We start from the raw sequence: 15,435 nt of genomic DNA, 5'->3' as shown, positions 1-15,435 counted from the left end.
CCGACAGGCCAGTCGACTGCTGTCTCCCGGCGTGAGCGGAGCGGGAGTCGCGTCGCTCGGACCTGCTCGCCGCGCGGGAGGGGGGTTCGGCGTGGTCGCCGTCGGTGCCAGTCGAGAATCATGCAAACAGCTACAGTGAATCAGTTAGGGAGAGGATGAGGGGAACGAACGAAGCGACGCGACTTTTCGCAGTCGTCTTTTCGGTCTTGATGATCACGTCGGCGATGGGAATCGGTGCGATGTTCAGTGTGGGGGTAGCGCAGGGACAAACAGCGGGCGACACACTCTATCAGGCGAACGCGGGCGGCTCGTTCACCGCGGACGGGAACACTTGGGACCCGTTGATAGACTATCAGGTCGCGGGTCAGGACGAGACGTCCAGCCACGGTCAGCCGAGCACAATCGACAGCTCGGTTCCATCTGACACGCCCAGCCAGATCTGGGAGACGGAGCGCTGGGACTCGTCCCAGAGCCCGGAGATGCAGTACGAGTTCGACGTCCCGGATGGCCAGCAAGTCGAGGTCAGACTTTACTTCTACGACGGGTACTCCGGGACCAGTAGTCCCGGAGACCGCGTCTTCGACGTCTCGATAGAGGGCCAGACCGTCCTCGAGAACTTCGACATCATCGAGGCGTACGGCGACGACACCGGCGCGATGGAGTCGTTCACCGTCACGAGCGACGGGACCGTCGATGTCGACTTCGGACACGTCACGGAGAACCCGCAGGTCAACGCCATCGAGATCGTTGCGGCCGAACCGGAACCCGACACGCTCGGCGGCCCGTCGGACGTCGACTTCGGGTCGGTCGTCACCGGCGACAGCGAGACGAAGACGGTGACGGTGACGAACCTCGGCGGCGACGGCGATCAGAGCATCGACATTTCGGACATCTCGGTTACCGGTGACAGCGCGTTCTCGGCGGGGTCGGCGTCACAGACGACGCTCGCACCCGGCGAGTCCGCCGACATTCCGGTGACGTTCTCGCCGTCAGAGGTGGCCACGAAGAGCGCGACGCTCGAAGTCAGCCACACGGGGAGCAACTCCCCACTGACGGTCAATCTGACCGGCGAGGGCGCGAGCGCAGTCGATCCCGGCTTCTCGAAGAGCCAACTGCAGGGCTTTAGCGCCGGGAACCCGACGGCCATCGACTTCGGCCCCGACGGCCGCGCCTACGTTTCGACGCAGGGCGGAACCGTCTACGCGCTCACGGTCGAACGCACGGGCGAGAACAGCTATCAGGTCGTCAACGAGGTCCAGATCGACGCGATCAAAGACATCCCGAACCACGACGACCTCGGAAACCTCGATACCAGTGAGACCAACCGACAGATCACCGGTATCACCGCCGGCGGGACCGCCGAGAATCCGGTCGTCTACGTCTCTTCGTCTGACCCCGAAATCGACGTCGGACAGGACGACGACGACACGGACACTAACTCCGGTGCCATCTCCCGGCTGACGATCTCGCCCGGCAGCGACGGCACGCTACAGGCGAGCGAGGTCAGCCACGACGTGATGGTCCTCGGCCTCCCGCGCTCGGAGGAGAACCACGCCACCAACGGCATCGACCTCTCCGCCGACGGCGACACGCTGTACGTCGCACAGGGCGGGCACACGAACAAGGGTGCGCCGGGCGACAACTTCGGACACACGCCCGAGTACGCGCTCTCGGCGGCCATCTTAGAGATCGATCTCGCTCAGATAGAGAACAACTATCAGGAGAAGAATCTCCAGAGCTACGACAGTGACTACCCGGACCTGTCCTTCTTCTACGGGATTCCGACCATCCAGAACGACGACGCCACGGACGGCGACGACCTGCCGTTCGGCGGCAACGACGGCATCAATCAGGCGAAACTCGTTGAGGGCGGGCCGGTGCAGATTTACTCGCCCGGCTATCGGAACCCCTACGACCTCGTCGTCACCGAGAGCGGGCAGGTCTACGCGGCCGACCACGGCCCGAACGGTGGCTGGGGCGGCCAGCCGGCCGACGCGAACGGCAACATCGTCGCCGATGCGTCGAGCGTCACGAACCACCCGAACGAGGACGGGAGTTACAGCACGAACGACCAACTCGTCAAAGTCGACGAAGGCGACTACGGCGGTCACGCCGCGCCCATCCGCGCGAACCCGACCGGCGCGGACATCTACGACGCGAACGGGAACGTGATATTCGACATCACGACGGCGAACTCGCCCGTTCCGTCCAGTATGGTGAATCCGGTGGAGGCGGACTACATCCCGCCGACCAGCGGCTCGCCCGACCCGGGCGCACCCGCGGGCAGCGCGAACACGATGGAGTTCGAGAACGGTGACCCGGTCCTCTTCGGGCCGACCGGCGCGACCACGGAGTACACCGCCTCGAACTTCGGCGGTGCCATGCAGGGCGACCTCGTGCAGGTCGAGCTCGGCGGCGACATCGAACGCGTCGAGCTGAGCGACGACGGCACGACGGTCACGAACGTCGAGACCATCGCTAACACCAACGGGCCCCTCGGCGTCACCGCGCAGGATGACGACGAGGTGTTCGCCGGGACGGTGTGGACCGCCAACCACGGCAGCGGCGGCCTCACCATCCTCGAACCCGTCGACTACGGCGACAGCGGTGGCGGCGGCACGCAGTGTACCGGCGCGGACGACGCCTCGCTCGACGAGGACGGCGACGGCTACGACAACGCCGACGAAATCGACGCGGGCACCGACCCGTGTTCGTCGGCCTCGACGCCCGCCGACTTCGACGACGACGGCACGTCGAACCTGAACGACCCGGACGACGACAACGACGGCCTCGACGACACTGAGGACCCGTTCGCGGTCGACGCCAGCAACGGCATGGACACGACCCTGCCGGTCCAGCACGACCTCTCCGAACTCAGCCTCTTCGGCGAGAACGGACAGGGTTGGACCGGGCTGATGACGAACGGGCAGAACTACCAGGACCTCTACGACCCGACGCAGATGACGGTCGGCGGCGCGGCCGAGGTCCTGACGGTCGAGCAGGTCCCGCAGGGGGACGCCTACTCGAACACGAACACCCAGCAGTACGGCTTCCAGTTCGGCGCGGACACGCCCGACGAGCCGTTCACCGTCGAGACGACGGTGAGTAGCTTCCCGGAGAACCCGGAGAACTACCAGTCCGCCGGCCTGTTCGTCGGCACCGGCGACCAGTCGAACTACACGAAGCTGGTCGTCGCGGCCGACGGCGGCAACGGCGGCATCGAGTTCGCCAAAGAGGTCGACGACTCCTTCACCCACCCGAGTTCGCCGAACATCGTCAGCGACAGCGCAGTCACGACGTCACAGACGACGCTCCGCATGACGGTGGACCCGACGACCGACCCCGCGCCGGACAACGGCGTCGAAGAGGTCGCGGTGACCGCCGAGTACGAAGTCGCGGGTAACACGACCGAAGTCGGAACCGCCGCGGTCCCGGCCAGTTGGTTCGACACCTCGGACGGCGTCGCGCCGGCGTTCGGCGTCATCTCGACGTCCAACGGCGCGAGCAGCACGTTCTCGGCGACGTGGACCGACATCTCCGTCGAGTACGTCACGCCGCCCGCGAACCAGCCGCCGACGGCCGACGCGGGCGCTGACCAGACCGTCGACGAGGGCACTGACGTGACCCTCGACGCCTCCGGTAGCGACGACCCGGACGGCGACCAGCTCGGGTACACGTGGACCCAGACGGCCGGTCCCGACGTCAGCCTGAGCGTCAACGACGGCGAGCAGACGACGTTCACCGCACCTGAGGTCGACGGTGAGACGACCCTGACCTTCGAGGTCAACGTCTCCGACGGCGAGGACACGGACGCCGATACGGTGAACGTCACCGTGCAGGACACCGACACCGCGCCCGCCGAGGGCGAGGTCGTCTACCGCGTGAACGCGGGCGGCTCCGAGGTCGGGGCGACCGATGGCGGTCCGGCGTGGAGCGCCGACACGGATAGCAGTCCGTCACAGTACGTCAATGCCGACGGCGACAACGGTCTCCAGACGTACAGTACGACGGATACGGTCACGCTCGACGGCTCGGTGCCGTCGAGCACGCCCGCGTCGGTGTTCCAGACGGAACGCTATGACGAGAACACCAGCGGCTCGGCCGCTGACGACACCGAGATGCAGTGGTCGTTCGATGCAGAGCAGGGCGCGACCTACGAGGTCCGTCTCTACTTTGCCGAGATTTTCCTCGACGCCTCGAACGTCGACGCACAGGGTCCACGGACCTTCGACGTCGTCGTGGAGGGAGAGACGAAGCTGAACGACTACAACATCTATCAGCAGCACGGTCACGACGTCGGCGTGATGGAGTCGTCCGAGGTGACGCCCTCTGACGGCACTATCGACGTCGAGTTCCTGCACGAGCAGGAGAACCCGAAGGTCTCGGCCATCGAGATCGTCAAAGTCAGCGACGGTAGTGACGACACCATGACCGTCGCAGAGGCGGTCGCGATGGGCGGCGACAACGACACGCAGATAGAGGACAGCGAGATCCAGCAGGCCATCAACTGGTGGGCCACCGGCGGCGAGGTGCCGAACACCGGCGGCGAGACCATCAGTGACGCGGAGATGCAACAACTCATCAATATGTGGGCTACCGGCGCCACCGTGGGCGACGGCTCCAGTGACGACGGCGACACCGCCGCTGGGTCGGCGCTCGTGGAGATCACGCCCGACACCGGGCTGGAGACCAGCACCTACGGTAGCGGCACCTATCAGGTCACCAACACCGGCGAGAAGAACATCTCGTCCGTGTCGTTCAACCTCGATACGGCGACGCTCCCGGACATGGTCTTCGACCCGCAGGGAACCGCGGGCGACCCGACCGGTGAGGGGTTCAACATCGCCAGTGACGGTGGGACCAACATCACGACCGCCGAAACCACCGACGGCGACTACAGCGCGTTCTCACAACCCCACAACGGGCAGAACGCCGACGACGGCTACGACGTGATGACCGTCGAGTTCGCCGACTTCGAATCCGGCGAGCAGGCCACCTTCTGGGCCGACAACGACCCGACCAGCATCAAGGGCGCGACGGTCGGCTCACAGGAGGCCGGGCCGGTCTCCGGACTGGAGCTCGCCCGCTCGACGGTGACGGTCACCTACGAGGACGGGACGACTCAGACCACCCAGCTCATGGGTGACGGCAGCGACGGCGGCTCGACCGCCGTCGTCAACGACAGCGAGGCCCCCGCGCCGACCATCGGCGCACAGGACGTCTCGCTCGACGACAGCGCGCTCGACGACTACCACAGCGCCGCCACCGTCTCCTCGGCCGACCAGAACGTCACGGTCACCGGCGAACCGGGCGAGACGGTCACGCTCGTTCGCGTCGAGGGCGAACTGACGCTCTCGAACGTTCCGGACGCCGACAACGACGGCGAACCGGGGTACGACATCGAGGCCTACGAGGCCAACGACGCCGAAGCGGTCGAGTACTACACGGTCACGCTCGACGGCAACGGCGAAGCGACTGTCCCGGTCACGCTGACGAACACGACCGGCGACTCGGACGCCGGCAACGCCGGCTACAACTACTTCGTGGCCGCACACGGCGAGGCCAGCGGCGACATGGGTCTGGCCTCGAACGTCGTGGTCCTGAAATACGAAGAGAGCACCGACAGCGGTGATACCGGCGGTTCCGATGACGTCGCCTTCGCCGTGAACGCCGGCGGAAGCGAGTACACCGCGACCGACGGAACGGTCTATCAGGCGGATACGAACTTCAACAGTGGCTCGACCTACAGCACGGATCAGGCCATCGGTGACACGCAGAACGACCCGCTGTACCAGACCGAACGGTACGGCGACTTCTGGTACAACGCGTCGGTTCCGAACGGCACCTACGAGGTCACCCTGGAGTTCGCGGAGATCTACCACGGGACCTCCGAAGACACCACCGACGTCAACGGTGACGGCACGAACGTCGGCGACCGACTGTTCGACGTCAACGCCGAGGGACAGCAGGTCCTGAACGACTACGACATCTACGCGAACGCCGGCACGCTCAACGCGACCAACCAGACGGTCACCGTCGAGGTGACCGACGGCGAACTGAACCTGGAGTTCGTCACCGAATCCGACAACGCCAAGGTCAGCGCCATCGAGGTCGTGTCGGCCGACGACGGCTCGGGCGGTTCCAGCGGAACCGCTTCGGCCGACTTCGCCGTCAACGCGAACAGCGGTGTCGACGCGAGCACGTACGGTAGCGGCTCCTTCGAGGTCACGAACACCGGCGACAAGCAGATATCCTCGGTCACCTACGACCTGAGTTCGGCGACGTTCCCCGACGTGGTCTTCGACCCGGACGGGACGGCCGGTGACTCGGGCGCGAAGGGCTTCACGCCCGACAGCGGCGCGAGCGCGACCGGTCTTCAGGGCGGTTCGTTCGCCGCCCCGCACAACGGCGTGAATTCGTCGGACGGCTACGACGAACTGTCGGCGTCGTTCGACGACTTCCAGACCGGCGAGTCCTTCGCCTTCTCGACGGACATCGACCCGACGAGTATCAAGAACGCCCAGGGGACCGGCGCGGCCGGTTCCGTCTCCGGGCTGGAACTCTCGGGCGCGGCGGTGACCGTCGAGTACGCCGACGGCACCACGCAGACGACGGACTTGTTTGGCGACGGTAGTGCGGGTGGCTCGCAGGCCACCGCGAAAGCGGACGTCGCGACCGCGCCGACCGCCGGCGCAGCGGGCGTCTCGCTCGATTCGACCGCGCTCGACAGCCGACACAGCGCTGCGACGGTTTCCTCGGCCGACCAGACCGTCACGGTCTCCGGGCCGGCCGGTGCGACCGTCTCGCTGCTTCACGTCGAGGGCCAGCTCGAACTCGCCAACCAGGCGAACGGCTACGACCTCGAAGCCTACGAGGCCAACACCGCCGAGAACGTCGGCTACCAGACTGTCCAACTCGACAGCAACGGCCAGGCGACGGTTCCGGTCACGCTGACGAATACGTCCGGTAGCGGCGTCGAGGGCGGCTTCAACTACTTCGTCGCCGCCGTCGAGGACGAAAGCGGCGACACCGGCGCGACGTCGAACGTCGTCGTCATGAAGTACGACGAGGGAAGCGATAGCGGCTCGTCCGACACGCAGGTGCTCCACCGCGTGAACGCAGGCGAGGGCACCACCGTCAGCGCGACGGACGACGGTCCCGACTGGACCGGCGTCTCCGGTACTGGTTCGCAGTACCTCGCCTCGGTCGCCCCGTCTAACGGCGGGAACTACTGCGACGGAAACATCACCTCGACGAGCGCCGCCGTTCCGGCGAGCACGCCGGACGCGGTGTACGACTGCGAGCGCTACGGCAACTCCACCTGGGAGTTCTCGGTCGATTCCGGTCAGCAGGTCGAGGTGCGACTGTACGTCGGAAACCAGTTCTCCGGCACGAGCGACCCAGGCGACCGAGATTTCAACGCCTTCGTTGAGGGCCAGCAGGTCCTGACGAACTACGACCCCGTGGCCGACGTCGGCCACCAGACCGGGACGATGAAGAACGTCACCGTCACCGACGACGGTGACGGGACGATCACGGTCACCTTCGAACAGGGGACGGCCGAGAACCCGCAGGTCAACGCCATCGAAATCGTCGAAGGAGGGAGCGCGTAAGGACGCGACCGAGACCGATGTACGGGACTCTACAAACTGCGCCGGATGTCCGGCGTGTAAGCGTCCGCCCGCACCCCTCGCCGTTCGGGGGTAACTGCCAGAAACATCGAACGGCAGCGGGTGTGCGGCGACAGCGACACCACACGCGACCGACGCGTGAGGGTCCCGATCACGACGAACCGAGTAGCAACGCGCAGCGACACCAACGAAACCACAACATCTCATGAGAACGACGATACAGACTCGATTCAAGCGGGCGACAGCCGCGTTCCTCGCGCTCGCGGTCGTCCTATCGGTCCTCGGACCGGTGGGAATGGCCGCGGCCGCGCCGAGCGTCTCTGTCTCCCAGCAGGCGGATAGCACGACAGTCAACCCCGGTGATACAGTCACGGTCACGACCGACTTCTCGGTCGAAGAGCTCAACGCGCCGCAGTTGAGCGCCACGACGCCCGAGGGCTGGGCGATAACGGACCAGACTGCCGAAGGGCCAGCGGCGTACAACGGTGACGGAACGTGGACCTGGCTCGCAGGTGACTCCGACGGTGTCAACGTCTCGTACACCGTCGAATACACGGTGCAGGTCCCCGAGGACGCCAGTCCCGGCGACTACTCCATCGACGCGGAGGGGTCGGCTCTGAGTCCCAGTGACTCGTCTTCGACCGCCGATAGCGCCTCGACCGTCATCACGGTCGAAGAAGAGCAGACCAACACCGCGCCGACCGCGGACGCGGGTGCAGACCAGACCGTCGACGAGGGTGACGACGTGACCCTTGACGCCTCCGGCAGCAGTGACACGGACGGCGACACACTGAGCTACTCGTGGACGGAAACGAGCGACGCTGGCGTGAGCCTCACCGACGCCGACACGGCGACGCCGACGTTCACCGCGCCGAGCGTCGACAGCACGACCACGCTCACCTTCGAAGTCGCGGTCGCCGACAGCAACGGTGGCACCGACACCGACACCGTGAGCGTCACGGTCGAACCCGTCAACGAGGACCCGACAGCGGACATCAGCGGGCCGACGAGCGCGCAGGTCGGCGAAGAGTTGACCTTCGACGCGACCGCGTCGGACGACGGCTCCATCGCCTCCTACGAGTGGGACTTCGGCGATGGCGAGACCGCGACCGGTCAGTCCGTTACCCACACGTTCGACGCCACCGGCGATTACGACGTGGAACTGACCGTCACCGACGACGAGGGTGCGACCGCCACGGCGACCCAGACCGTCTCCGTCAACGCCGCGCCCGCGCCGGCGAGCTTCGACCTCTCGAACCTGAACGTCGAATCGCCGGTGACCCAAGGCGACACCGCCACGGTCACCGCGACCGTCGAGAACACCGGCGATGAGGAAGCGACCCAGACGGTCGCGTTCGACCTCGACGGTTCGCAAGCCGACAGCCAGAGCGTGACGCTGGCCGGCGGCGCGAGCCAGCAGGTCAGCTTCGACGTTGACACCACCGATCTCTCGACTGGTGACCACACCGTCGCCGTCGCCACCGACGACGACAGTGCGAGCGGGACGATGACGATCGAAGCCGCGTCCGACCCCGCGCCCGGAACGGTCGACGTGAGCCTCGTGCCCGCCGACCAGACCGCCACGACCGGCGACGAAGTGACCTACGACGTGGTCGTCAGCGGCACCGACGACGTCGGCGCGTTCGACGGCACCGTCACGCTCTCGGACACGTCGAGTGCGATAATCACCGACGTCTCGACGCCCGCTTCGGACGGCAACGAGATCATCGCCCTCGGTGACCAGACCGCCGATATCCAGGTGTTCAGTCTGCCGTCGGGCACGGACGACCCCGTGACCGTGGCGACGATCACCCTCTCGGCTGAGAGCGTCGGTGACACCGACATCTCACTGTCGGACACCAGCGTCTTCGACGAACAGGGCAGCGGCTACACCGTCGACAGCACCAGCGGTGCGACGCTGTCCGTGGGCCTCGAACCAGTCGTCGGCGACACGCCGCCCGCCAACATGGACGACGACGCAGTCCTCGAAGACATCAACGGGAACGGCGAGTTCAACATCGTCGACGTGCAGGCGCTGTTCTACAACCTGGACAACCCGGTCGTCCAGAACAACGTCGAACAGTTCGACTTCAACGGCGACGGCGAGATCAACGTTGGTGACGTGCAGACCGCCTTCTACCAGGCAGTCCTGTCACAGTAACCGACCGCGAGACCGCCACGATAACCTTTTTTCGACCGCTCGACCCGAGACGCAGTCGGCTGCTACGAGTGGTATCGTCTGTCTACCGACCCCACCGGTCGATCGAGACGCGGTCGCTAGCCGGTTAAACGGCCCCTACGGAAACACTCCGGAACGCGCCCGACGCCACGCAGACCGTTCAGTCAGTCTATATCTTTAAGGAATCCTCGCCGGGTCAGGAGTGGGAAAGCAAGGATGACCGGAAACCGACAGCACGCCGTCGTCGCGGCCGCGCTCCTGGTGACGCTGCTCGTCAGCGTCGCCGCGCCAGTGAGCGCCGCCGGGACGACCGACGTGTTCGTGACACCGACCGAATCGGAGATAGCACAAGACGAGACGACGACCGTCGACGTCGTCGTCGGGGACGCCAACCGCGGGGTGGGCGCGTCCGAACTGCGAGTCGCAGTGACGGAGCCGAGTGTAGCGTCGATAACGAACGTCACGATTCGCGGCGCACCGAGCCTGACCAACGTGACCTACGCCGACGACCGTTCGTGGGTCGACGTCGAGTACGCCACCGCGAACACGACCGATAGCGGCGACGTGCCAATCCTGACCGTCACCGTCGAGGGCCGCGCCGCCGGGTCGACCGACTTCTCGGTCCTGCCCCGAGCTGACAACGACGCCGTCCTCGCCTTCGACGAGCGCGGCGACGGCTACGCCATCTCGGAGGTTCGAAACGGGACGCTGACCGTGACCGAGGCCCGTAGCGGCGGCGGTGATGGCGGTGGTAGCGGCGGAGGCGGTGGTGATTCGGGCGCGTCCGGCGGCTCGAACGACGACGACGACTCCGCTGACAGTGAGACGTCGGAATCGACCGAGTCGACGCCCGAGCCGACGGCGACCGAGACGCCCGACTCGCCCACCGACGAGGAACCGACGACGAGCGCACCAGCCGAATCGACCACCGCGCCAGCGACGAACACTGAGACGCCAGAATCCGGGCCGCAGACGGAGACGACCGTCAGCACGGTGACGCCAGCCGACGTGGATAGCGGCCTACCAATCACGGGAATTGCCGCAGGGGGCGGACTCGTCGCGCTGATCGCTGTGGCTGCCCTTGCTCGCCGGCTCTGAGAGCAGGGGCCACCTGCGAAACAGCGAAATATTTTATTTTACAATAGCGAGCACAAGCTACTGCTTCAAACTTGTATTAGAGAGATACGAGCCGAGGCGGGCTTCATTTTCGCTACTCTTGGTGTTCCATACTGAACACAATCACCTCACGCCCATCACGTTCCTCAAACGCCCAATCCAAAACATCAACTAACCCCTGATATTCCCAATTTCCGTCTCCAGAATCCTGATAGAAGAAATGAATAGGAGTACCGCTTGAAATTGCATCGATAAGTACCGAATTACCCGGAGATGTTTTGCTCTGATCACCAGAAAGCCCCTCTCCAATATACTCGAATCGACCCTGTGTCACAGAATCGCTGTACGGGCCATCTTCATTGGCAAACACTAACACGTACTGCCTATCTTGGTTATCCCTTCTAGGATTAATACCAGATATTTGATATCCAAAGCCAGTGTCAAATGCCTCCTCAATCTCAGTCTGTGTGTAGCCGTTCCCCGTTTCGACGCTTTCTGGAGGAGTTCTCATGTAGTCAACAGAGATACGAGACTTTATTAAATAATATGAAACACTTGGTGAAGTCGTAGGGGCTATTGACTCGCCGGGACTAAGCGAACGCGAAGCGTTCGCGATGGTCGGCGAGTCCAGGACTGAGCGAGCGTAGCGAGCGAAGGAATGGACTCGCCGGGATTTGAACCCGGGGCCTCTTCCTTGCGAAGGAAGCGATCTGCCACTGATCTACGAGCCCGCATCTCCCTCTCGAACGCGGGGTGGTAAAAACCCTGCGCGTGAGGGCGAACTTCGATAGCGATTCACACGGTGTGTGGTGTGTGTCCCGGCGTGCGATTCGGGAAGCGGTCGGGTGCCGACAAGAGACCAGAGCGAGCGGCGTCTGGAAGACCGCTGTCTTCTGACCGCCCGCTTGGCTCAGTTCCGAGTCGCGCTCTGCGGGCGCGACTCGACCCTCGCGAAACTTGCGGTTTCGCTCAGTCCTCGAGGACGATCTCGATGGAGACGTCGTTGGGCACCTGGATGCGCATCAGTTGGCGCAGCGCCCGTTCGTCGGCGTCGATGTCGATGAGCCGCTTGTGGACCCGCATCTCCCAGTGTTCCCACGTCGCAGTCCCCTCACCGTCGGGGGACTTGCGGGTGGGAACCTCCAGCGTCTTCGTGGGGAGCGGGACGGGGCCGGAGAGTTCGACGCCCGTCTTCTCGGCGATCTCCCGCACGTCAGCGCAGATGTCGTCGAGGTCCTCGGGGCTCGTGCCCGCGAGCCGAACGCGTGCCTGCTGGGACATGTGTTATCGCTCGTTGACGCTGAGGACCTTCCCAGCGGCGATGGTCTGGCCCATGTCTCGGATCGCGAACGAGCCGAGCTCCGGAATCTCGGAGGACGGCTCGATGCTGAGGGGCTTCTGGGGTCGGACCGTGACGACCGCGGCATCCCCGTTCTGGATGAAGTCGGGGTTCTCCTCGGCGACTTCGCCGGAGGCCGGGTCGATCTTCTGGTCGAGCGATTCGACGGTACAGGCGACCTGTGCCGTGTGGGCGTGGAAGACCGGCGTGTACCCCTCGGTGATGACCGACGGGTGCTGCATCACGACGATCTGGGCCTGGAACGTCTCGGCGACCGACGGCGGGTCGTCGGCGGGACCACAGACGTCACCGCGGCGGATGTCGTCCTTGCCGACGCCACGGACGTTGAACCCGACGTTGTCACCGGGTTCTGCCTTCGGGACTTCCTCGTGGTGCATCTCGACGGTCTTGACCTCACCGGCGACGTCCGAGGGCTGGAAGCTCACGTTGTCTCCGGTGTTGAGGATACCGGTCTCGACGCGGCCGACCGGGACGGTCCCGATACCGGAGATGGTGTAGACGTCCTGGATCGGCAGGCGGAGCGGTGCGTCCGTCGGCGGCTCCGGTGCCGGCAGGGCGTTGAGCGCTTCGAGGAGGATTTCGCCGTCGTACCAGTCCGTGTGGTCGGACTCCTCGGCGATGTTGTCGCCCTCGAAGGCGGAGACAGGGATGAACTTCGCGTTCTCGGTGTCGAAGCGGACCTGGTTGAGGAGGTCCTTGACTTCCTCGACGACCTGCTTGTAGTCGGACTCACTGTAGTCGACGAGGTCCATCTTGTTGATGGCGACGATGAGTTCGCCGATGCCCAGGGTGCGGGCCAGGAAGACGTGTTCCTGGGTCTGCGGCTGGACGCCGTCGTCGGCGGCGACGACGAGCACGGCGTTGTCGGCCTGGCTCGCGCCGGTAATCATGTTCTTCACGAAGTCGCGGTGGCCAGGACAGTCGACGATGGTGAAGTCGTACTCGTCGGTGCTGAACTCCTGGTGGGCGATGTCGATGGTGACACCGCGTTCGCGCTCTTCGGCGAGGTTGTCCATGACGTAGGCGAACTCGAAGCCGCCCTTGCCCTTCTCCTCGGCCTCTTCTTTGTGCTGTTCGATGACGTGCTCCGGTACCGATCCTGTCTCGTAGAGGAGTCGGCCGACGAGCGTGCTCTTCCCGTGGTCAACGTGGCCGATGATGGCCAGGTTCTGGTGTTGTTCGTCGCTCATTGTTGTTTCTCACGCGCAGGGGCGCTATATCGGAGTCTTTAGCCAGTGGTTCATAAAACGATTTCGAAAGTGCTCGCCGGGGAGAGTGGCGCTGTCTGGCGATTTGGGACGCGGTGTCACGCGACGGGGAAAGCGCCTACCAGCAGAAACCACCTACAGTTCCGGGAGACGGCCGATATCTGCGAGAACGGCACTCGCCGTCTCGGGACCGCCAGCACCGCGTCCGGAGATGTTGAGTCGCCCGGCGTGTTCGGTCTCCAGCTGGACGATATTTCGCGTACCTGTCGGCGCGAGCGGCGCGTTCTCGGGGACGAGTCGCGGGCCGACACGAACCTCGCCGTCGGTGACCTCGGCGATGAGGCGGATAGTCCGGCCGTCTTCGGCAGCCAGTTCGAGCGCGCTACCGGAGATGTCCTGGATGCCCTCCACGTCGGCGTCTTCGAGCGCGTACTCTCGGTCGTCGCCTGAGAGGACGTTGGCGACGATGACACCCTTGAGCGCGGCGTCGGTGCCGTCGACGTCGAAGGTCGGGTCGGCCTCGGCGACGCCGAGGTCCTGAGCCTCCGCGAGGACGTGTTCGTAGCCGAGGCCCTCGGCGGCCATCCGCGAGAGGATGAAGTTTGCGGTGCCGTTGAGGACGCCGCGGACGGCGTCGATGTGTTCGGGGTCGAAGTCGTCGATGGTCGAGAGCACCGGCATCGCGCCGCCGACGGTGGCCTCGAAGAGGACGGTACCCTCGCTCTCGCGTTCGAGCGCGCGCACGTCGGCGTATCGCTCGGCGACCGGGCCTTTGTTGGCCAGCACGACGTGCCGGTCGCGTTCGAGGGCCGCCTCGACGTGGCCGAAACCGGGCTGGGCGTCGTCTAGCGTCGTCGGCGTCGCCTCGACGAGGACGTCGTAGTCCGCTGTCAGCGCCGCTTCGGCATCGGCGTCACCGACGATACCGTCAGCCTGTTTCCGGTCGAGGACGGCGTCGACGTCGATGCCGCCGGCGTCGACCGCGGCGCTCTGCGAGTCGGCATAGGCGGTGACGGTATGCCCGTAGTCGGCGGCCAGTTCGGCCACCGAGGAACCGACCGCGCCGGCACCGAGGACGGCCAATCTCATAGGTCGCCCCCGGTCGCCAGCGGTTCGATGACGCGCAGTTCCTTCTCGTCGGCGACCGCTCTGACGGTGTCGAGGATGCTGTCCGCAGCGCCCTGTTCGGTCGCCAGTCGGATGCGGGCGCTGGAGGCGTCGTCGGTCCCTTCGGGGGCCGAAAGGGAGAGGTCAGTCACCGTCGCGTTCGTCGCCGCCTGGATGCGCGAGAGCGTATCCGAGAGGTCCGTATCGATGAGATGACCGGAGAGGATGACTGTCATCGTCTCGCTATAGCGCTCGGCTCCGGCCTGAATGACGTTGATACCGGCGTCCCGGAGCGCGTCGACGATTCCATCGAAGCGCTCGGGCGTCGCCTCTAAGTCGACCTCCACGGGGATGTGCCCGCGGGGCGTGACGTTACCCCGCTCGTGGAAGATAGAGAGGAGGTTGCCGCCGCTGTCGGCGATGGGACCGAGCGCTCGAAGCAACTCGCCCGGTTCGTCGACTAGTTCCAGCCGAACTGTGTAGGACCGCACCTCGTCGGTCGAGTCGCTCATCGCCCGCTCACCTCCTGTGAAGTAGTGCCGCTCATTGTGGGTGACTCAGCAGGGGCACGTATAAGAAACCGTCCGTTTGGCGGGCAGAGTCAGGGGAGATATCGGTCGTAGAGGTCGTCGATGAACTCGTTGAACGCCTCTCCTTTCGGTGTGCCCCACGGGTTCCGCGAGAAGTAGTACATAGCGGCAAAGAGCGTCGCTATCCAGAGTGCTACCGCCGGCGGGACCACGAGCCCCCAGAGGACGACCGACGTGCCCGCGATGAGCGCCGCGATGAGGAGGTCCACGAGTTGGTGTAGTCGATTCGCCATACCGCCGGTTG

9 protein-coding genes and 1 tRNA gene are annotated in these 15,435 nt (G+C 65.2%); 3 read left to right on the top strand and 7 right to left on the bottom strand.

From position 1 onward, the window contains the following. The first annotated feature begins 155 nt into the window (after positions 1 to 155). From E4S61_RS18195 to E4S61_RS18185, 3 genes are all read left to right on the top strand, one after another. A complete protein-coding gene (locus E4S61_RS18195; RefSeq protein ID WP_135305365.1) occupies positions 156 to 7,613 on the top strand; it encodes a malectin domain-containing carbohydrate-binding protein in 7,458 nt (2,485 codons plus the stop codon). Positions 7,614 to 7,836: 223 nt separating this feature from the next. Beyond that, positions 7,837 to 9,792, top strand: coding sequence for a PKD domain-containing protein (locus E4S61_RS18190; RefSeq protein WP_135305364.1), 1,956 nt, complete (start codon positions 7,837 to 7,839; stop codon positions 9,790 to 9,792). 234 nt (positions 9,793 to 10,026) lie between these two features. Further along, positions 10,027 to 10,908: a hypothetical protein gene (locus E4S61_RS18185; RefSeq protein ID WP_135305363.1), complete on the top strand. Its 882-nt coding sequence runs from the start codon at positions 10,027 to 10,029 to the stop codon at positions 10,906 to 10,908. Between the two features lie 112 nt (positions 10,909 to 11,020). On the opposite strand, the gene E4S61_RS18180 is transcribed toward E4S61_RS18185, so the two are convergent. The 7 genes from E4S61_RS18180 to E4S61_RS18150 form a co-directional block, all read right to left on the bottom strand. Continuing rightward, positions 11,021 to 11,437 (bottom strand): hypothetical protein, encoded by a 417-nt coding sequence (locus tag E4S61_RS18180; protein ID WP_209309552.1) that lies wholly within the window; start codon positions 11,435 to 11,437, stop codon positions 11,021 to 11,023. Between the two features lie 148 nt (positions 11,438 to 11,585). Beyond that, positions 11,586 to 11,657, bottom strand: a tRNA-Ala gene (locus E4S61_RS18175). Between the two features lie 238 nt (positions 11,658 to 11,895). Continuing rightward, the gene (rpsJ, locus tag E4S61_RS18170; protein WP_135305362.1) at positions 11,896 to 12,207 is read right to left on the bottom strand and encodes a 30S ribosomal protein S10; all 312 of its coding nucleotides are present in this window, start codon (positions 12,205 to 12,207) and stop codon (positions 11,896 to 11,898) included. A 3-nt stretch (positions 12,208 to 12,210) separates the two neighbouring features. After that, positions 12,211 to 13,476: a translation elongation factor EF-1 subunit alpha gene (tuf, locus tag E4S61_RS18165; RefSeq protein WP_135305361.1), complete on the bottom strand. Its 1,266-nt coding sequence runs from the start codon at positions 13,474 to 13,476 to the stop codon at positions 12,211 to 12,213. A gap of 153 nt (positions 13,477 to 13,629) precedes the next feature. After that, positions 13,630 to 14,583, bottom strand: a complete 954-nt coding sequence (locus E4S61_RS18160; protein ID WP_135305360.1) for a homoserine dehydrogenase — start codon at positions 14,581 to 14,583, stop codon at positions 13,630 to 13,632. Then, on the bottom strand, positions 14,580 to 15,113 hold the full coding sequence (locus E4S61_RS18155) for an amino acid-binding protein (protein WP_135305359.1): 534 nt from the start codon (positions 15,111 to 15,113) through the stop codon (positions 14,580 to 14,582). Before E4S61_RS18155 ends, E4S61_RS18160 begins: the two co-directional genes overlap by 4 nt. Before the next feature lie 89 nt (positions 15,114 to 15,202). Further along, complete coding sequence (locus tag E4S61_RS18150) at positions 15,203 to 15,424, bottom strand: hypothetical protein (RefSeq protein ID WP_135305358.1); 222 nt, start codon at positions 15,422 to 15,424, stop codon at positions 15,203 to 15,205. Positions 15,425 to 15,435: the final 11 nt, after the last annotated feature.

The sequence above is a fragment of the Haloarcula amylovorans genome (genome assembly GCF_004681185.1).
Taxonomy (GTDB): domain Archaea; phylum Halobacteriota; class Halobacteria; order Halobacteriales; family Haloarculaceae; genus Haloarcula; species Haloarcula amylovorans.
This window is presented reverse-complemented; position numbering and strand designations above follow the sequence as displayed.

Excerpts from the sequence above, each read along its gene's own strand:
- E4S61_RS18195 (WP_135305365.1), top strand. The coding sequence starts at position 156 with ATGAGGGGAACGAACGAAGCGACGCGACTTTTCGCAGTCGTCTTTTCG.
- E4S61_RS18190 (WP_135305364.1), top strand. The coding sequence starts at position 7,837 with ATGAGAACGACGATACAGACTCGATTCAAGCGGGCGACAGCCGCGTTC.
- E4S61_RS18185 (WP_135305363.1), top strand. The coding sequence starts at position 10,027 with ATGACCGGAAACCGACAGCACGCCGTCGTCGCGGCCGCGCTCCTGGTG.
- E4S61_RS18180 (WP_209309552.1), bottom strand. The coding sequence starts at position 11,437 with ATGAGAACTCCTCCAGAAAGCGTCGAAACGGGGAACGGCTACACACAG.
- rpsJ (WP_135305362.1), bottom strand. The coding sequence starts at position 12,207 with ATGTCCCAGCAGGCACGCGTTCGGCTCGCGGGCACGAGCCCCGAGGAC.
- tuf (WP_135305361.1), bottom strand. The coding sequence starts at position 13,476 with ATGAGCGACGAACAACACCAGAACCTGGCCATCATCGGCCACGTTGAC.
- E4S61_RS18160 (WP_135305360.1), bottom strand. The coding sequence starts at position 14,583 with ATGAGATTGGCCGTCCTCGGTGCCGGCGCGGTCGGTTCCTCGGTGGCC.
- E4S61_RS18155 (WP_135305359.1), bottom strand. The coding sequence starts at position 15,113 with ATGAGCGACTCGACCGACGAGGTGCGGTCCTACACAGTTCGGCTGGAA.
- E4S61_RS18150 (WP_135305358.1), bottom strand. The coding sequence starts at position 15,424 with ATGGCGAATCGACTACACCAACTCGTGGACCTCCTCATCGCGGCGCTC.